An 18,628-nucleotide genomic window follows, 5' to 3' on the forward strand; every position below is an offset into this window, starting at 1 on the left:
AGGAAGCATAGATAACCTTGCAACGGGTTATCTATGCTTTTAAGGAAAAGTTAATGCTCGAAAATTTATCGGTAAAAAACATAGCTCTAATTGATAATCTCTTTGTCGAATTCGAAAACGGTTTAAATGTTTTAACCGGTGAAACAGGCGCCGGTAAATCAATATTGATAGGCTCGCTCACGGTACTTTTGGGCGGAAAAACCTCTACCGATATAATCCGAGCGGGAACAGATGAAGCCGCAGTTTCAGGAAGTTTTTTTATCGGTGCGGAACACGCGGAAGCTTTGGAATGGCTTAAATGCCACGGAATAGAACCTGAAGATAACAGAATCTTAATACGAAGAAATATAAAGCAAAACGGCAGGTCGGCGGCATGGATTCAAAGCCTTCCGGTAACAAGAAACGAACTTGAAGAATTAACCTCTCTTTTAGTGGATATTCACGGACAGCATGACCATCAATCCTTATTTAAAACCGCCGAACACCGCCGCTTTTTGGACAGCTTTGCAGGGCTTAACGGCGAAGTAAAAACGTTTACCGCTCTTTATACGGAACTTGCTCAAAAAAGAAGCGAGCTTGAAAATTTAAACCTTTCCGAAAAAGAACTTGAAGAAAAAAAAGAGCTTCTTCAATTTTCAATAGAAGAAATAAGACGGGCAAAACTTAAAGAAGACGAGCGCGAAGAATTGGAAGCTGAAGAAAAAAAACTTAACCAATTTGAAAAACTGTTTGAATTCGTAAACACCGCCTCGTCTCTTCTTTCAAATGAAGAAGGCATAGTTTCTCTTGTAAAAAAAGCTGCGCATAATCTTTCTTCGGCAAAAACTTCCGATACCTCGCTTGAAGAATATGCAAAACGGCTTGAAAACGCTTATTACGAACTTGACGATATAAGCTCTTCATTGGACTCTTATCTTTCAAACCTTGTATTTAATCCCGAACGGGTTGAACAAGTTCAGGAAAGACTTTCTCTCATTTATAAACTTTCGAAAAAATAACGGCGGTACCGTTACCGAAATTTTAAAATATGCCGATGACGCCGAAGCCCAGCTTGAAAGTCTTTCCAAAAGCGAAGAAGGAAAAACGGAACTTGAAAATTCAATAGGAATTTTGGAATCAAAAATACTGAAACTGGGCTGTGCGATTTCCGAAAAAAGAAAAACGGCGTCCGTAAACTTACAAGCCGAAGTGGAAGAAGTTTTATCCAATTTGGGTATGAATAAAACAAAATTCCAAGTACGGGTAGAAACCAGACTTCCGGAAGGAAATAAGAGAATTGCCAATCAATTCGGTTTTGACGATATAGAATTTATGATAAGCCCGAATCCGGGAGAACCGTTACGCCCTCTTGCCAAAATAGCTTCAGGAGGAGAGCTTTCGCGGGTAATGCTTGCATTAAAAACGGTTTTATCAGGAGGCGATGAAGCGGACACCCTTATTTTCGATGAAATAGACACGGGAATAGGAGGAGAAATTGCCGTAAACGTAGCCGCACACATGAAAAAATTGTCTAAAAAAAAGCAAATTCTTTGCATAACACACCTTGCGGTAATCGCCTCTCATGCCGATAATCATATTAAGATAGAAAAAAATACGATTGGGGAAACAACCAGAACCTCGGCAAAGGCGGTATCGGATAAAACAAGACTTGAAGAAATAGCCAGAATGCTTGCAGGAGATGAGTTCAGTGAGGCTTCGCTGAAACACGCTGAAGAACTTATTAAAAAGTATACCCATTAAAAGGAGACCACTGTGGACGGCGGTAAAAGTGCAAGTAAAGAGTTATACACTGAAAGAGTCTACGAATACGACCAGGAAATAAACAAGATTCTAAAGCGGGAACAAAGTCTTTTGCACCTCATAAAAAACGATAATTTCGGAGCTGGATATAAAAAACTTGTTCTGGTAGATGAAATGATTTATCTTACAACGCTTTACTTGGCAAAATTTAAATTATCCGTTACCCTTTTAGGGGGGAAAAACGAAAACATTTTAAATGAAGCCAGAAAAACTCTTTACCGCCCCATAATTTATCTTGAAGAAATAGTTTCTAATTTTATAGATGTGCCCTTTTCGGATTATGAAGAACAACTGAAATCCATTTCCAAGGTTACCGAAAAACAAAGATATTATTTGATAAGAAAACTTGGACTTGCAATCAATATGGTAATAGAAGCTTACGGAGGCAATACAAAGTGGCGATGGTCATTTGCGGAAATTGAAGGCCGTTTTGCCGTTGTGGCAAAAAATATAATGGACTTAAAAGAAATAACAAAAACCGGTTTAAACCCGCATGCCGAAGATTATGATATTGTAATATTCCATTTACGACTTGTAAAAAAACTTTTGGCAAAAACCGCCGATAAATATAGAGAAAAATATGAAGTTGCAACAAATGCCATAAGCGATTTTAGAACGGCAATCTTGGTTTTGGGAGCATTAAAAAGAATTCACATGGTTTTAAACGAACATAAAGAAGTTGAAGAAATAAAACGCAAACTGGAAATCTGGCACGATAAAATGGAAAAAGATTTAAAACTGAGGGAAAAAGATAAGATAAAAAAATGATTTTTACAAATAAAACCGTATTAAAAATATTTGAAGCTTTCTCAATTCAGCGTTGGAACGACTTAATAAGGCCGTTTGATATTGTCGAAATGGATAAAACCGCAGAAAAAGCCTTTTTAGCTTTTATTATAGGCAAATATGAAGAAAAAAACGGAGCTCATATAGATTGGGAGATAATAATAGACGGATTGGTATTCGAACTTTTACGTAAAATCGCCCTTTGCGATATAAAGGCCCCCGTTCAAAGACGTATCAGAAAGGATTATCCTGAAGAATATAAAAAAATAAATGAATGGATTTTTGAAAAATACGGTGAGATAATAGAAGACGGAGAATTTAAAAACGGCTTTAAAAATTTCCTTTCCGAAAAAGAAGATAATAGCGATATTACAAAACGTGTTTTAAAAGCGGCTCACAGATATTCCACTATTAGAGAATTTGAAATGTTAAAACCTGTAAACGAACCGTTCAGATTAACCGAACTGGATTCAGGCTTAAAAAAAGAAATGAGCGAATTTATGGACTTAACAGCTGTAAAACTTTTATTTACTCACCAAATCCCGCATAAATTCCTTACGGAAATAGAAAAACTGAGATTCCAAATTCGCTGGAATCAAACGCCCAGAGTTCCGGCTACTACCGTTTTAGGCCATTCGTTTTTCGTTGCCGCCCTTACGCTTTTAATGTGCTACGATTTAAACATCAAAGGGTACCGCAAATATAATAATTTTTTTTCCGCCCTTTTTCACGATTTACCTGAAGCCGTAACCCGCGATATAATTTCACCCGTAAAGCAGGCAACGAATCATCTTCCCGAAGTCGTAAAAGAAATTGAACAAATAATTGTCGGCGAAGAGCTTTTACCGTTAATGGACAGCTCTTTTAAAGATGAAGTAATGTTTTATATTCAAAATGAATTTGAAAACAGAATTCTCCTTGACGGACAAATAAAAATCGTCTCTTTTGAAGAATTAAATGAAAAATACTCAAGTGAAAAATATAGACCGACCGACGGAAAACTGGTACGTGTTGCCGACCAGATTGCGGCCTTTGTAGAAGCGGACAGTTCTATCCGCTACGGAATTACTTCCGCACATTTGCAAACGGGCAAAAAAAATATAATGGGAGCATATCCGGTAGGAACCCGTATCAACAATTTTAATACTGATAGTTTTTTTAATGCATACAGATAAATTTAACTGAGAGGTAAAACTATGAACAAGATAGAAATGACTAAAGATATTTTTTTAAATGAATTAAAACAAACGGCAATTTTTTCGTGTATTGAAGATACCGAACTTCAAAATATCACGGATTTTTCGGAAATCCTTTCGTATGAACAAGATGAAACCATTATAAGCGAAGGTACGGAAAACAAGGGGTTTTATGTTTTATTAAGCGGAAAACTTGAAATTGTCAAAAACGGCAAACGGGAAAGCGTAAAACTTGCTACACTAAAAAACAATGCAAGTTTCGGTGAAACCTCTTTATTCAAAGATGAAACGGCAACAGCAACGGTAAACGCAATTGAACCTTCAAGCGTATTATTTATTTCCAAAGAACAGTTTACGGCATACATAAATGCCCATCCTAAAGCCGGCATTGTAATTTTAACATATATTGTTTTCAGTCTGCTGCAAAAATTAAAAAACACAAATGAAGAACTTGTTCAGGAAAGAAACATAGAATTTTCATCGGAAGACTGGGCTTCTATGATGAATATGTTTAATCCGAACTCCGGCGATATTTTAAACGAACATACTGCAAGCGGACAATAAGAAACGGAGTTATGAATAAAAAGCTGTTTATATTTTGCTTTATTTTTTTTATTTTCTCAACACTGAATGCGGAAGACATCGTTCACATAATAGAAAAAGGTGAAACTCTATATTCTTTAAGTAAAAAATACAATGTGTCCGTTTCCGTAATTTTGGAAACCAATAAAATTAAGGACGCTTCTAAAATAAAGGCGGGACAAAAACTTATAATTCCTCAAGAAAAAAAAAGCGGCAAAACTACGGAAAAAACCGATACGGAAAAAAATACGGCTTTAAAAACGGGTACTTATATCGTTCAAAAAGGAGACTCCCTTTTCGGTTTGGCAAAAAAATTCGGAGTTAATTTTTCGGAATTTTTAAAATTAAATAATCTTACGTCCGAAAGTTTAATTAAAATAGGCGATAAACTTAAAATTCCTCAAACAAAAACGGCTCAAACTCAAAAAGAAGAAAAACGAAACAAAGTAAAAAGCGGCGAAACTCCTTTTTCAAATTCAAAACAAGCCGATTCAAAACTTTTATGGCCGGTACCGGCATCGGAAGTTTCTTATCTTTCCGGTAAGATTGCGGGCGTTGTAATTGACTCTAAAAAAGGGCAAGCCGTTAAAGCAATCTCTTCGGGAAAAGTTGTATCTACGGGACAACACCGCGGCTTCGGTCAGGTGGTTTTCGTTCAATCTAAAACCAAACATATTTATGTCTACGGCGGAATGGAAAAACTTTCGGTAAAAAAGGGTGAGACCGTAAAAACGGGACAAAAACTCGGAGAAGTCGGTATGGAAATATTTACAAATAAGGCCAGAATGTATTTTATGGTTTACGATAAAAATAAACCGATTGACCCTGAAAAGGCTCCGAGAGGATTATAATATTTTTAAATTAAAGACTTTAACCGCCGTTATATTTTAAATTAACCGTTGACTTTCAATAATTTATCGTTTAAAATCTTAAGTATATTTTAATTTCTAAAGGAAGGAATTTATGGAAAAATCAAAAATCAAACCGAACGGTTCCGCTCTGCTTCCCTTTTTTATTTTTGTCGTTGCCTATTTGGGAATAGGAGTAACCTTAGTCGCAAAAGGCGACCCGATGGGGTTTTACGGCTTTAAAGGTCCTATTGCCGTAATTATAGGAATTATTGCCGCCTTTTTAATGCATAAAGGCTCAATAAACGATAAATTCGATACATTGATAAAAGGCTGCGGAGACGCAAATATTATTACAATGTGTATAATTTATGTTTTAGCCGGCGCATTTTCGGTAGTTTCAAAACAAATGGGAGGAGTAGATTCAACCGTAAATTTAGGCCTTACACTTATCCCTGCAAATTTCGTTGCCGCAGGCTTATTTATTATCTGCTGTTTTCTTTCGGTTGCAACGGGGACAAGCGTCGGCACCATAGCTGCCGTAGGGCCTATTACCGTAGGTCTTGCGGAAAAAGGCGGAATATCCATGACGCTTATGATTGCAACGATGATAGGCGGCGCTATGTTCGGAGACAACCTTTCAATTATTTCCGATACTACAATAGCGGCAACAAGAACACAAAATGTAAATATGCGCGATAAATTTCGGGTAAATTTAATAATTGCAATACCTGCGGCAATTATTACGGTCGTTCTCCTTTTAATTTTCGGAAGACCCGCCACTCCGCCCCAACTTCAATCTTTGGATTTTAACATAATAAAGGTTCTCCCGTATATCTTCGTACTGGTATCCGCCGTAGCAGGCTTAAATGTATTTATTGTTCTTTTAGGCGGAATAATTTTTTCAGGCTCAATCGGAATAGCTTACGGAAGTTTTGATGCACTGCAATGGACAAATCATATATACGACGGCTTTAACGGAATGTTTGAAATATTCCTGCTATCGATGTTGACAGGAGGGCTTGCATATATGGTAGCCGAAGCCGGCGGCATGGAATGGCTTTTAACTAAAATAAAAAGCACGGTAAAAGGAAAAAAATCCGCCGAAATGGGTATAGGATTATTAACCCTTGTTACAGATGCCGCTACGGCAAACAATACCGTAGCTATTATTATCGACGGCCCCATTGTAAAAGAAATGAGTGAAGAATTTAAAATAGACCCGAGACGTTCAGCCTCGCTGTTGGACGCCTTTTCATGCGTAATGCAGGGCATTATTCCGTATGGGGCTCAAATTTTAATTGCCTGCTCGTTTACCGAAGGTGCCGTAAATCCGGTGGCCCTAATTCCGCTTTTATGGTACCAGCTTTTACTCGGAGCGGTTCTCGTTCTTTCAATCTTTTTCCCGTTTGCAAACGGGTACATAAAAAAACATCCGTGGAATTTTAACGAATGGAAGGCCGAAAAATAAAAAAGAGTAAGACCTCTAGCCGTAATCGAAAAAAAAACATATAATTTATCTTTATGGAGGAAAACATGAATAAAGACGAATTGAAAAATATGGGTTTTGCTTCAAAGCAAATCCATGCCGGTTACGAAAAAAATAAATACGGGGCGTTAGCTACCCCTATTTATCAAACGTCAACCTTTATTTTCGATTCTGCGGAACAGGGCGGAAAAAGATTTGCCCTTGAAGAAGAAGGGTATATTTATACCCGCCTGGGGAATCCTACCGCTACGGTTGTTGAGGAAAAACTTGCCTGCCTTGAAAACGGAGAAGCTTGTATATCCGCAAGCTCAGGTATGGGAGCGATTACTTCCTGCCTTTGGACGCTTGTCAGCGCGGGCGACCATATAGTAGCAGGTAAAACCCTTTACGGTTGTACTTTTGCATATTTTAGTCACGGACTTTCACGTTTCGGAGTTGATGTTACCTTTGTGGATACGCGGAATCCCGAAAATGTACGCAAGGCAATGAAAGCGAATACTAAAGTAGTATATCTTGAAACTCCTGCAAACCCTAATATGTATTTATGCGACATAAAAACAATCAGCGAAATTGCACATACAAATCCGGATTGTAAGGTAGTTGTGGATAATACATATATGACGCCATATTTACAACGGCCGTTGGATTTGGGAGCCGATGTCGTCGTTCACTCGGCAACAAAATATCTGAACGGACACGGAGATGTAATTGCGGGCTTTGTTGTAGGTAAAAAAGAATTTATCGACCAAGTACGTTTTGTAGGTGTAAAAGATATGACAGGTTCCACCTTAGGCCCCTTTGAAGCCTATTTAATCGGCAGAGGTATGAAAACCTTAGACATACGTATGGAAAAACATTGTGCAAATGCTCAAAAAGTTGCCGAATTTTTAGAAACACACCCTGCCCTTGAATCGATTTACTATCCCGGGTTAAAGTCTTTTCCGCAATATGAACTTGCAAAAAAACAAATGATGTTACCGGGAGCAATGATTGCCTTTACTGTAAAAGGCGGCTGCGAAGCGGGCAGAAACTTGATGAACAGAGTAAAATTCGCTACTCTGGCGGTAAGTTTAGGGGACGCCGAAACCCTGATTCAACACCCCGCAAGTATGACGCACTCTACATATACTCCGGAAGAAAGAGCCGCATCGGATATTGCGGAAGGTTTAGTACGCCTTTCGGTAGGGCTTGAAGATTCCAAAGATATTATAGCGGATTTAAAACAGGCTCTGGACAGTTTAAAATAAGACTTGTCCATATTTAACAAAAAGATTTCCTAAAGCCGTTTCCTCTTTAATGCAGGAAACGGCTTTTTAATTGTTCGGCTTGTATAAACAGTCTTAAGCTGGGTTTATTTTATACCGTTTCTTAGCTGATATCACAAAACGGCATAAAATAAGGCGAGCTTGCAAAGGCAAACTCGCCGGTGTTTTTAAGCGGTAGTATTTCTACCGCTTAAAATAAACCTTCTTCTAAAACCTAAAACGGTTTTACGCTAAAAAGCTCCAAATTCTGTATTTCCGCAGGCCCTATCTTAAATAAGGTAGGTTTAAATTCTTTTTGGAAACCGGCTATTTTTATTCCCGCAACCCAGTTAATGGCACCTTCATGCGAAAGTTTTATAAAACCTGAAAAGGTTCTATCTTCTTTAATGGAAACAGTAAATGCGGCAGGTAATTTATACACACCTTCCAAGCCTGTCCAAACGGTACTTGCAATACCTATATTAGGTTTTGCGGATACTGAAGGAGATGCGGATATTGAAAGGGCAAGCAGCCTCTTATCGTCCAACGAAACATGTTCGCCTCTTCCCATATAGAATACACCCTCGGTTATCGCATAGGGATTTGCAAAAGGCTTTACAAAGTCTCTTGTCAAAAATTTATTCCAATTTATATCCGCGCCCACCGCTATACCGGCACCGTACAATGCGGTTGTTGCGATAACGAAGGGTTGAGAATCCGGGCCTTCCAATTTTAAGTCAATCGGCATTTCAAAAGTAACGGGACATGCGACCGTTACCGGTACCGGACCTATAGCAAAAGTATAGCTGTTTTCAAAGCTGTAAGGCCCTATTTTCGCCAAATTCTGCGTAATAGCTTCGCCCAGCCTTATATCAATTTTTCCGCTCACATACACGCCCGCCATCAAGTCCGCCTCAATATGCGACCAGCTGATAACAAAACGTCCGTGCAAACCTATGGAAGTATCCAAACTGACATTTTGATACTTACTCAACTCCTGCTGAAAATGTTCCATAGGAATTTCTACAAAGGTCTTATATTTTTTAAACAGCTGGTCAATCCGCTCTTTTTCTTTAAGATAATCTTCATAGCTTTCCGCAACGGAAGGAAGCCCGTTCCCCTTTGCGCGCGAAGCCGTCCAGCTGGCAAGCGGTAAAACATCTGCAACGGATACCGGTTCGGCAACTATATCCTTATCCTCTACGGCTCGAGCGGAACCGGTTTGACTTACATTTGCGGTTTTAAAATATGAGCCCGCTTCGCTGTCAAGCACGAAGTCATCGTCCGACAAACCGTAAACTACAGCGCGGGTAGTAGAATTGGGTTCATACTTTGAATAAATAAACTTGCCGTCGGGGTTAATACCTATCAAACCGGAAGGATAGGAGCCGCCGTACTGTTCCACTATAACGGCAAACATTGTAGTAACAAGTTTTTCCTTTGAACTTAAAAAGGTTAAATATAAGGCATTTTCAAACCCGGCTCTTGTTGTCTTCGGGTTGTAATAATGAATATCATTTACACCGTCGCCGTTAATATCCGCCTGCTCTCCAACTGCAAGCTTATATTCCCTTTGGGTTTGTCCTCCGTTCTTATCGAACAATACAACGGAAAACCCCAGTTTTTCCGAATCAACATCTAAAACCTTTAAAATACCGAAGCGTTCATCATCGGCATTATCCGTATAGATAACGGCATCTTCCTCGCTGCGCTGAGCTACGGTACCGAAACGTACTGCAATTACGGCTCCTTTAACCAAATGCCCGCCTGAAGGATTATCGGGATTATAAAGCACGCTGCCTCCCATATAGGCTTGCTCGCTCAGATACGGCATATCAACGGTTCTGGATAAAGATACCGTATTGGAAGTTTCCAAATCGGTAGGCAAAACCGAAACTGTACAAGTTACAATACCTATAACGGATACTGCAATTAAAGCTACATACAATAACCTCTTCTTCATAGTCATCATTCTTTCCCCCATAATTTAAGAAAACCGCACAAAATCCGCTATAATGCGTACAATGTGCCGTTCCCCGTCTGTCAATAATTTCCTTAACTTATAATATAAGGCCTGAAAGCTCATTCTGTCAATAGGTTTATTTACGATTTTGGATATAATAATCGCAAAATTTTGCCTTACGCCTCTCCTTGCAAAAAAAACGGAAAAATGATATAATTTTACCTTTAAAATAGGGTAAACTGATGAAAGAATTTATAACTTACAACACTGTACGCGATAACGGCCTCCTTCTTGCAAGAAAAATGTATGATGAAAATTATATTCCCGATATAATTTATACTTCAATGCGTGGAGGCGCTTACTTGGGAAACATATTAAGCGAATTTTTTAAACTTGCTTATAAAAATAAAAAAAGAATTTTATATTCCACAGTAGTTGCCCATTCATATTCAAACATACACGAAAACACCGAAGTTACCTTGGACGGCTGGACCTTTCCTCCTGAAAAATTGCCGCCCGATGCCTCCGTGTTGATTGTAGACGATATTTTCGATTCAGGTGCGACTATAAATTATTTGGTAAACGACTTAATTAAACGCGGCTTGTACAAAGAAAATATAAAGGTAGCCGTTCACGATTATAAATACTTTCACAGCAGTAAAGAACAGTACGAAATTCAGCCGGATTATTGGTGCAGAAAACACGATATTCACAATAAAGATGAAGATATTTGGATTCATTACATGAGCCATGAACTCGTAGGGCTTTCTGAAACCGAACTTGAAGAATACTATTACAAACGCAACCCTTCATTACGGGAAGTTTTTAAAGGAATAGAGCTTTGAAAATAAAATTCTTTTTCGTTTTTTTATCTTTTACTTTCTTTATTTGTGCCTCGGATTTACCTGAATTAAAAATAGAGAAAAAATATAATGAAAACGGAATGGACATTTACTTACACAATACGGAATACAAAGAAGCTAATTATAAACTTTATAACCCGTTTTATAAAACTTACGGGAACGGTAAACTGAAACAAAAAGAAAAACTTTACATTCCTTACGGTACGGAAATTTGTATTTGGTTAAAAACAAAGAGCGGTAAAAATTCCCGAATAACTCATTTTATTGCCAAACCGAAAGAAGAAACCGAAATAATACAGGTTATAAATCCTGTTGCCGGAATATGGAAGGAAAAACAAATTCTATTTATTGACGCCGAAAAAAAAACGGAAGTTATGTATTCCGTAGACGGAAGCGACCCTTCGCAATTCGGCCTTTTATACACTGAACCCGTTTTAATAGAAAAAACCGGTAACGTTAATTTAAAAATTAAGGCTATAAGCGAAGACGGAACCGTAAACGAAAAAGAAATAAATTATACCGTTTCCGATTCGGGAGCACCCTCTCCGGAATTCAGTACGGTAAAACCGGAAAGCGGTACGGAAAAAACATCTTTTAAAATTTTAAACTGGTATTTTATAGAATTCTCTCAGGATTCTTCCGTGTACTGGTTTAAAGGAAGCGTCAAAGATAAAGATGTTTTACAAAAAGAAAAATTTAAAATTTATGACGGGCCCGTTTTTACGGAGCGGAATGAAGATGAGATTTTGTACTGGTATTGTAAAGAAATCGAAAACGGAAAAATAAATAAAATAGAACTTCCTAAAAAACCTGAACTTTCAGGCTGTCCTTTACACCCCGTAAACTCAAATGTAGAACTTATGTTCGAAGATTTACGCTTTTCTTACTTTTCGGATTTAACCGAATTTAAAAACGGAAAACTTAATTTCGATACCGCCGTAAAAACCGAAAAAGAATTTAATGTTAAAATAACGGCCTTTCTCGGCGGAATTATGCACGGCGAATTTAATGTAAAATTTAAAATCGATAAATTGCCGCCGCCTAAGCCCAATGTAGTTTTTAATCCATCTTTTTCACCCTCAAACAAAGAAGTAAAAATAAACTTTCAGGAAATTCCCGAGGCTGAACTTATTGCGGAAATTTCTCCTAAAGATTATACGCGCTCAAAAAATCAAATTATTTTAACTGGTTCGGAAGAAGGACGTACATTATATTCAATAAATATTTACAATAAAGATTTTGCGGGAAATAAAAGCCCCTCAATTATAAAAGAATTTATCATTGAAAAAAATGCGCTTTATGTGGATACGAATTCGGGAAGTAAAAATGCTGAAGGCACACCGTCCGACCCCTTTTCTTCCGTTACGGACGCGGTTAATTATATAAATAAAATTTCATTTGCAAAAAACGGTAAAAAGACCGAATCTGAAAAGTGGAAGATTTTTTTACGAGGCGACAGTATTTTAAATGAAGCGATTTTAATTACAAAAAACATAAAACTAATTTCTGCGGAAAAAAGAGCCGTTATCCGTTTTTCCAAAAATGCAGGTTTTGTAATAAACGGCTCTTCTTTTGAAATGGAAAACATTGATGTTTTCAGACGCGAACGGCCAGAAGAGCCGAGAGAGGTTCCTGTAATTTATGCGTCAAACGCTGCTGTAAAATTAAGCGGAGTAAAAATACACACGGTAGAAGGAGGCTCGGCTGTAAGAGCCGTTTATTCTCATTTGGACTGCTCAAATACCGGAGTTATTTCGGAACAAACGGATTACTGCGTTTTATTTAATTTAAACAATTCTTCCGCAGTTATACGGAATACCAACTTTACGGGTAAAGGAAGCTCCGTTGCGGCTCTTTCCTGTTCAAAATGCAATATTGAACTTGATGAAATTACTTCAAACCTTACTCCCGGTTTTACCGCAAGATTTTTGGAAGCATGGGATTCCGAAATCGGTTTGGGTAAGTTAAACTGTATACGCAATCCGGAAACAAAAAACAACAAAGATACTGCAATTTGGTATAACCGCAATTCCAAACTGGATATAAAATATAATCCGATTGTACGCGGTTATGCAAAACCTATAGAGCGGGAACCGTAAAATGCTTTGCGGGATAGATGAAGCAGGACGCGGCCCTTTGGCAGGTCCCGTAACGGCTGCGGCCGTAATATTACCAGATGATTTTGAAGTTTCAATATTACGGGATTCAAAAAAACTGACTGAAAATCGGCGCGAAAAAATAAGAAAAATAATTTATTCAAAAACCTTTTTTTGGAGTATAGGCTGGGCATCAAACGAAGAAATAGATAAAATAAATATTTTGCAGGCGACATTTTTAGCAATGGAAAGAGCGTATAACGGTGTTTATAAAAAATTGCTTAACTTTTTTAAAGCGGAACAAAGAGCTTTTGAAAAGCCCGATATAATTGTGGACGGTAAACTGATTCCTAAAATAAATAATTGCCGCTCGATTAAAGCCTTGGTAAAAGCCGATGATTTAATATATGAAGTTATGGCAGCTTCGATATTGGCTAAAACCGCACGGGATAAAATGATGATAAGGTATTCTTGGCTTTATCCCGAATACGGCTATGAAACACACAAAGGATACGGAACAAAAAAACATATTGAAGCGATAAAAAAATTCGGAATATCGCCTATTACAAGAAAAAGTTTTAAACTCGAAGGCATTACGGACTGAAAAAAGAAAACCTATACAAATCTTATCTAAAGCTTTTTTTTATAAAACCGATATTTAGAGTATTCAAGGAGAGTTTAATATGCGTAAAGCCGTTTTTTGTTTTTTATTTACCCTTTCCTGTCTTTTTATATATGCAGGTGATATTGCTAATTTCGTAAACTTGGGGTTTTCTTCGGACGGAACTAAATTTGCTTTCGGCGAGCACGGGTTAACCGACGAAACATATCAAGCATACGCAAACATATATTGTATTGATGTAATAGATAACAGTTTTTTACCTTCAGGTTATTTTAAAACAAGCCCCACAAAAGAAACCGGCGGAAAAGAAAGCAAAAATGTTTTTTTATCGCTTTTAGACAGAGCAAATTACTCTCTTGATAAATGGAACATAAAACAAAAAAACGAAGGCAGAGCTATTTATGTTTCCACCAATTCTACAGTAAACGAAAACACCCTTATGTTCAGAGATTTTGAAACTGAAGACGAATATGTTGTAGTTATTCATAAAGACAAAAAATCCGATATGGAAGCGGCATTTTATATTACCGTTGAAATTATAAGACCTAACGGTTCAAAAATAACAAAAGAAATAGGGCAAAAAGGAAAATTTAGAACCGGTATAAGAGATTATTCCATAAAAAAGATAATTATCGATAATACAAATACAAGTCTTATTTTTGTAATCGAAAAACATTTATATACAAAATCGGGTATTTCAATACGCTATATGGCCGAAGCCGTTAAACTGTAATTTAAAACCAAAGTTTTAAAATAAACTCTTACAATTTTTACTTTACATAAGACCTCAAGCACAACCTCGGCGTGGAAATCCCCGTATGTCATAAGTGCGGAATAAGTTTTTACGGCAAACGATGATTCTTTTTCCTCTTGACTTTTCCGTGCTTTTGATATACTATCCGTTAAAATGATTACTATAAGCGATTTAAGTTTAAAATTCGGCGATAAGCCTCTTTTCAAGGACGTTAATTTAAAATTTACAAAGGGCAATTGCTACGGAATTATAGGTGCCAACGGTGCGGGAAAATCCACTTTTTTAAAAATTCTTTCAGGAGAATTGGAACACGATTCGGGAGAATTCAGTATTACACCGGGGGAGCGTATGGCGGTTTTAAGGCAGGACCACTTCGCCTTCGACCGGTATGCCGTAAAAGACACGGTTTTTATGGGCTACCCGAAACTTTATTCCATTATGAAAGAACGCGAAGCGATTTATGCAAAACCGGACTTTTCCGAAGAAGACGGAATAAGAGCTTCGGAACTTGAAGGCGAATTTGCCGATTTAAACGGCTGGGAGGCGGAAAACCAAATAGAGCAAATTCTTTCGGGATTGGGGCTTGATGAAAATTATCATGACAGAATGATGAGCGAACTCGATGAGGGGCAAAAGGTACGCGTGCTTTTAGCTCAAGCTATTTTCGGAACACCGGACATTCTTTTATTGGACGAGCCTACAAACGGTTTGGATTTGGAATCCATTGCATGGCTTGAAGAATTTTTAATCGATTTTCCCAATATCATCATAGTAGTTTCGCACGACAGGCATTTTTTAAATACTGTTTGTACTCATATTTGCGATATAGATTACGGAAAAATAAGGCTTTATTCGGGAAATTACGACTTTTGGTATCAAATGAGCCAAATTATGCAAAGACAGGCAAAAGACCAACAAAAAAAACGCGAAGAAAAAATGAAAGACTTACGCGAGTTTATCTTACGTTTTGCTTCAAATGCCGCAAAGAGCCGTCAAGCTACCAGCCGTAAAAAAGTTTATGATAAACTTGCTCTTGAAGAAATTGAAGTTACAACCAGAAAATTTCCTTATGTAAACTTTAAACCTAATAGAGAAATAGGAAACAATGTTGTACGTGCGGAAAAAATTTTTTATAAGACGAAGGACAGCGGAACCGAAAAAGGTTTGCAGCTTTTAAACGATTTTTCTTTTACCGTAAATAAAACCGATAAAATTGCCTTTGTAGGACAGGAGCATAATTCAAAATCGGCTTTATTCGATATTCTTACGGGAAAAATAACAGCCGATTCGGGAGACATATATTGGGGGCAAACCGTTTCTTACTCTTATCTGAGTAAAGATACTTCCGAGTATTTTGAAAACGAGTTAAATATTACGGAATGGTTAAAACAATACTCGCCCGAGCAGGACGATGCTTATGTGCGCGGCTTTTTAGGCAGAATGCTTTTTTCAGGCGATGAATCTTTAAAGCCCGTAAAAGTTTTGTCCGGAGGAGAAAAGGTTCGCTGTATGTTAAGTAAACTTATGCTTTCCGGCGCGAATGTTTTAATTTTAGATGAACCTACAAATCACTTGGACCTTGAGGCTATAACAAGTTTAAACGACGCTTTAGTGTCTTTTCCCGGGGTTATTCTTTTTAACTCGCACGACCATGAGTTTATTTCTTCAATAGCTAACAGAATTATAGAAATTACACCTAACGGTATAATAGACAGAATGATGAAATTCGATGATTATATAAACGATGAGCAAGTCAAACAGCTTAGAGCCGACCTTTACGGCGGCAATATAAAAAAGCTCAGACTGTAAATTAAGGAGGCTCTTATGTTTTCTTTAAAAAAAGACTTTTTGCTTGGAACCGCTACGGCTTCCGCTCAAATTGAAGGCGGACGCGTTAATTCAAATTGGAACGATTTTTGCGACAGAAAAATGACAAATGACGGTTCCGATGTTGCACGTGCAAATATGCATTATGAAAAAGTAAAAGAAGACATTGAGCTTTTAAAAAATCTTAAAATCGAAGCTTACAGAATGTCGGTGGAATGGGCACGCATTGAACCAGAACGGGGGAAATTCAATGCGGAAGTCCTTTCTCATTACCGTGAAGAGCTTACCCTTTTAAAACGGGCCGGAATAAAACCTCTTTTAACGCTTTACCATTTCAGCCACCCTATGTGGTTTGAAAACTTGGGCGGTTTTACAAAAAAAGAAAATATAGATATTTTTTTAAAGTTCGTAGAAACATGTATAAAAGAATTCGGGGATTTATGTGACGATTATATTACCGTAAATGAACCGAATGTATACGCGGTTCACAGTTATTTCTTAGGCATTTGGCCTCCTGAGCAAAAATCTTTTTTTAAGGCCCTTAAAGTAATGAATGTTTTTATTGCCTGCCATTGCAAGGCTTATGACTTAATACATAAGATACGGAAAGAAAAGGGGCTTTCCTCCACGCGGGTAAGTTTTGCCCATCATGTTCAAGCCTTTCACCCGAAAAATCCCGCAAGCGCCTTCGACCGCTTTTCGGCAAAAAAACTGACTCATCTTTTTCAAGACGGAATAATGAAAGCTTGCTTTAAAGGAGAATTTAAATTTCCTTTTAAAAATATTTCAAAAATAGAACAAAAGCAATATGCCGACTTTATTGCGATAAATTATTATTCAAGGCAGGCCGTTCACGGTTTCGGGTATAAACCCTTTGAAAACACCCCGAAAAACGATTTAGGTTGGGATATTTATCCTGAAGGTTTAATAGAATGTGCAAAGGTATGTTATGATTATCTGCCTCTTCCGATTATAGTAAGCGAAAACGGTACTTGCGATAATAACGACAGGTTTAGAAGTCTTTATATTTATAATCATCTTAAAGCTATTGCGGAATCGGATTTACCGTTTACGGCTTATTTTCATTGGTGCTTTATAGATAACTTTGAATGGAAAGAAGGCGAAAGCGCCCGCTTCGGTTTAATCCGCTGCGATTATAAAACTCAAGAACGCAGTATCAAAAAAAGCGGAGAATTTTACCGCGATATGATTGAAAAAAAAGCGGTAGACTCCGTTATGATGGAAAAATATATTTTAAACTGTAAATACGATATAAGATAAAACGGGAAATCTTTAACTGCACAATTGTCAAATTTCCGTTTAAGGAGAAAGAGTTTATGAACAAATTATTTTACGGTATAGGGACTATCGGAAGGGATATGGTATATGCCCTTACGAATATGTATCTTATATATTACATAACGGAGGCTCTTTCTCTTCCGCCGCAATTGATAATTACAATAGGCTTTATAATGACCGTATTGCGTATTTTCGATGCCTTAAACGACCCCTTTATGGGCGTAATTATAGACAATACAAAAAGCCGTTTCGGCAAATTTAAACCGTGGATTTTAATCGGTGCCGTTCTTTCAGGGATATTTACGGTTTTAATTTTTACGGATTTTAAATTAACCGGGGCAGCTTACGTTGCGGTTTTTACTTTTTTATATCTTTTTTGGGGAATATCCTATACGGCAAACGATATTTCGTATTGGTCCATGCTGCCTTCTCTTTCCCAAAACCAAAAAGAGCGTGAAAAAATAGGTTCAATAGCCCGTATATTTGCAAATTTGGGGCTTTTTACGGTAGTTGTAGGAATTGTTCCCGCAAAGAAATTTCTTACGGCACAATTGGGAAATGAAAAAACGGCTTATTTTCTTATTGCAACAGCTTTAAGTACGATTATGCTTTTTTTTCAAATTATAATGCTTGCAGGCACAAAAGAAAATAAAAATTTAAAAACCGTAAAACGGACAACTCCAGTAAAAGAACTTTTTTCGGTAATAGTTAAAAACGACCAGCTTTTGTGGATAACCGTTTCAATGGCGCTTTTTATGATAGGTTATATGACAACTACTACCTTCGGTATATATTATTTTGAGTTTATTTTCCGCGATATAGATATGTACGGAAAATTTGCCGCAGTTTTAGGCCTTTCTCAAATTGCAGCTTTAGCGGTTTTTCCTCAAGTATCGAAATTTTTAACACGGAAAAAAATATACCGTTATGCAATAATTTCGGTTACCGCAGGTTATATTCTTTTTTATATTTTCGGAAAATTTTCCGTTGCGGTGTTAACTTCAGGAATTTTAATATTTTTCGGACAAGCCTTTATTCAACTTTTAATGCTTATGTTTATTGCGGACAGTGTAGAATACGGAGAATTAAAATTGGGAAGGCGGAACGATTCGATAACTTTTTCATTACAACCTTTAATAAATAAAATTGGCGGAGCCGCCGCCGCCTTAGCCGTCAGTATAACGGTTTCATATTATAAAAAAGGCCTTCGCCGCGGAAGGAAGTGCTTACCCTAACGGTGAAACCGTATTTAAATTTGC

At 37.4% G+C, this 18,628-nt stretch carries 14 protein-coding genes and 1 pseudogene; 14 read left to right on the top strand and 1 reads right to left on the bottom strand.

Annotated elements, in window-relative coordinates; translation table 11 throughout:
• Nucleotides 1-53: 53 nt before the first annotated feature.
• The 7 genes and pseudogenes from recN (at nt 54) to megL (ending at nt 7,948) form a co-directional block, all read left to right on the top strand.
• A pseudogene (recN, locus tag DYQ05_RS09135) lies at nt 54-1,740 on the top strand (DNA repair protein RecN).
• 12 nt (nt 1,741-1,752) lie between these two features.
• Nucleotides 1,753-2,568: a TP0443 family flagellar-associated protein gene (locus tag DYQ05_RS09140; RefSeq protein ID WP_020965705.1), complete on the top strand. Its 816-nt coding sequence runs from the start codon at nt 1,753-1,755 to the stop codon at nt 2,566-2,568.
• Nucleotides 2,565-3,761 (top strand): HD domain-containing protein, encoded by a 1,197-nt coding sequence (locus tag DYQ05_RS09145; protein WP_020965706.1) that lies wholly within the window; start codon nt 2,565-2,567, stop codon nt 3,759-3,761. Before DYQ05_RS09140 ends, DYQ05_RS09145 begins: the two co-directional genes overlap by 4 nt.
• A 21-nt stretch (nt 3,762-3,782) precedes the next feature.
• A complete protein-coding gene (locus DYQ05_RS09150; protein ID WP_020965707.1) occupies nt 3,783-4,346 on the top strand; it encodes a cyclic nucleotide-binding domain-containing protein in 564 nt (187 codons plus the stop codon).
• An 11-nt stretch (nt 4,347-4,357) separates the two neighbouring features.
• Nucleotides 4,358-5,215, top strand: a complete 858-nt coding sequence (locus DYQ05_RS09155) for a M23 family metallopeptidase (protein WP_020965708.1) — start codon at nt 4,358-4,360, stop codon at nt 5,213-5,215.
• A gap of 112 nt (nt 5,216-5,327) precedes the next feature.
• Nucleotides 5,328-6,683 carry a Na+/H+ antiporter NhaC family protein gene (locus tag DYQ05_RS09160; protein ID WP_024466298.1) on the top strand — a complete coding sequence of 452 codons (1,356 nt, stop codon included), beginning with the start codon at nt 5,328-5,330 and terminating at the stop codon, nt 6,681-6,683.
• A gap of 65 nt (nt 6,684-6,748) precedes the next feature.
• Entirely contained in the window at nt 6,749-7,948 is a 1,200-nt protein-coding gene (gene megL / locus DYQ05_RS09165) for a methionine gamma-lyase (protein ID WP_024465310.1), read from the top strand.
• A gap of 232 nt (nt 7,949-8,180) precedes the next feature.
• On the opposite strand, the gene DYQ05_RS09170 is transcribed toward megL, so the two are convergent.
• A complete protein-coding gene (locus tag DYQ05_RS09170) occupies nt 8,181-9,908 on the bottom strand; it encodes a hypothetical protein (protein ID WP_206183304.1) in 1,728 nt (575 codons plus the stop codon).
• Between the two features lie 242 nt (nt 9,909-10,150).
• Here DYQ05_RS09170 and DYQ05_RS09175 point away from each other — a divergent pair, with 242 nt between their 5' ends.
• From DYQ05_RS09175 to DYQ05_RS09205, 7 genes are all read left to right on the top strand, one after another.
• The gene (locus DYQ05_RS09175; RefSeq protein ID WP_020965712.1) at nt 10,151-10,753 is read left to right on the top strand and encodes a phosphoribosyltransferase; all 603 of its coding nucleotides are present in this window, start codon (nt 10,151-10,153) and stop codon (nt 10,751-10,753) included.
• A complete protein-coding gene (locus DYQ05_RS09180) occupies nt 10,750-12,870 on the top strand; it encodes a chitobiase/beta-hexosaminidase C-terminal domain-containing protein (protein WP_206183305.1) in 2,121 nt (706 codons plus the stop codon). Before DYQ05_RS09175 ends, DYQ05_RS09180 begins: the two co-directional genes overlap by 4 nt.
• 1 nt (nt 12,871) lies before the next feature.
• Nucleotides 12,872-13,471, top strand: a complete 600-nt coding sequence (gene rnhB / locus DYQ05_RS09185; RefSeq protein ID WP_194075365.1) for a ribonuclease HII — start codon at nt 12,872-12,874, stop codon at nt 13,469-13,471.
• Between the two features lie 79 nt (nt 13,472-13,550).
• Nucleotides 13,551-14,222, top strand: coding sequence for a DUF2259 domain-containing protein (locus DYQ05_RS09190; RefSeq protein ID WP_024466302.1), 672 nt, complete (start codon nt 13,551-13,553; stop codon nt 14,220-14,222).
• 174 nt (nt 14,223-14,396) lie between these two features.
• A complete protein-coding gene (locus tag DYQ05_RS09195) occupies nt 14,397-16,052 on the top strand; it encodes an ABC-F family ATP-binding cassette domain-containing protein (RefSeq protein WP_020965716.1) in 1,656 nt (551 codons plus the stop codon).
• 15 nt (nt 16,053-16,067) lie between these two features.
• Complete coding sequence (locus DYQ05_RS09200; RefSeq protein WP_206183306.1) at nt 16,068-17,351, top strand: glycoside hydrolase family 1 protein; 1,284 nt, start codon at nt 16,068-16,070, stop codon at nt 17,349-17,351.
• 56 nt (nt 17,352-17,407) lie between these two features.
• The gene (locus DYQ05_RS09205) at nt 17,408-18,604 is read left to right on the top strand and encodes a glycoside-pentoside-hexuronide (GPH):cation symporter (RefSeq protein WP_252723328.1); all 1,197 of its coding nucleotides are present in this window, start codon (nt 17,408-17,410) and stop codon (nt 18,602-18,604) included.
• Nucleotides 18,605-18,628: the final 24 nt, after the last annotated feature.

Origin of the sequence: Treponema pedis, assembly GCF_017161325.1 — a bacterium.
Lineage (GTDB): Bacteria > Spirochaetota > Spirochaetia > Treponematales > Treponemataceae > Treponema_B > Treponema_B pedis.

Bases quoted from the DNA above. Each gene is read 5' to 3' on its own strand.
- DYQ05_RS09145 (WP_020965706.1), top strand. From the start codon at position 2,565: ATGATTTTTACAAATAAAACCGTATTAAAAATATTTGAAGCTTTCTCA.
- DYQ05_RS09150 (WP_020965707.1), top strand. From the start codon at position 3,783: ATGAACAAGATAGAAATGACTAAAGATATTTTTTTAAATGAATTAAAA.
- DYQ05_RS09155 (WP_020965708.1), top strand. From the start codon at position 4,358: ATGAATAAAAAGCTGTTTATATTTTGCTTTATTTTTTTTATTTTCTCA.
- DYQ05_RS09160 (WP_024466298.1), top strand. From the start codon at position 5,328: ATGGAAAAATCAAAAATCAAACCGAACGGTTCCGCTCTGCTTCCCTTT.
- megL (WP_024465310.1), top strand. From the start codon at position 6,749: ATGAATAAAGACGAATTGAAAAATATGGGTTTTGCTTCAAAGCAAATC.
- DYQ05_RS09170 (WP_206183304.1), bottom strand. From the start codon at position 9,908: ATGAAGAAGAGGTTATTGTATGTAGCTTTAATTGCAGTATCCGTTATA.
- DYQ05_RS09175 (WP_020965712.1), top strand. From the start codon at position 10,151: ATGAAAGAATTTATAACTTACAACACTGTACGCGATAACGGCCTCCTT.
- rnhB (WP_194075365.1), top strand. From the start codon at position 12,872: ATGCTTTGCGGGATAGATGAAGCAGGACGCGGCCCTTTGGCAGGTCCC.
- DYQ05_RS09190 (WP_024466302.1), top strand. From the start codon at position 13,551: ATGCGTAAAGCCGTTTTTTGTTTTTTATTTACCCTTTCCTGTCTTTTT.
- DYQ05_RS09195 (WP_020965716.1), top strand. From the start codon at position 14,397: ATGATTACTATAAGCGATTTAAGTTTAAAATTCGGCGATAAGCCTCTT.
- DYQ05_RS09200 (WP_206183306.1), top strand. From the start codon at position 16,068: ATGTTTTCTTTAAAAAAAGACTTTTTGCTTGGAACCGCTACGGCTTCC.
- DYQ05_RS09205 (WP_252723328.1), top strand. From the start codon at position 17,408: ATGAACAAATTATTTTACGGTATAGGGACTATCGGAAGGGATATGGTA.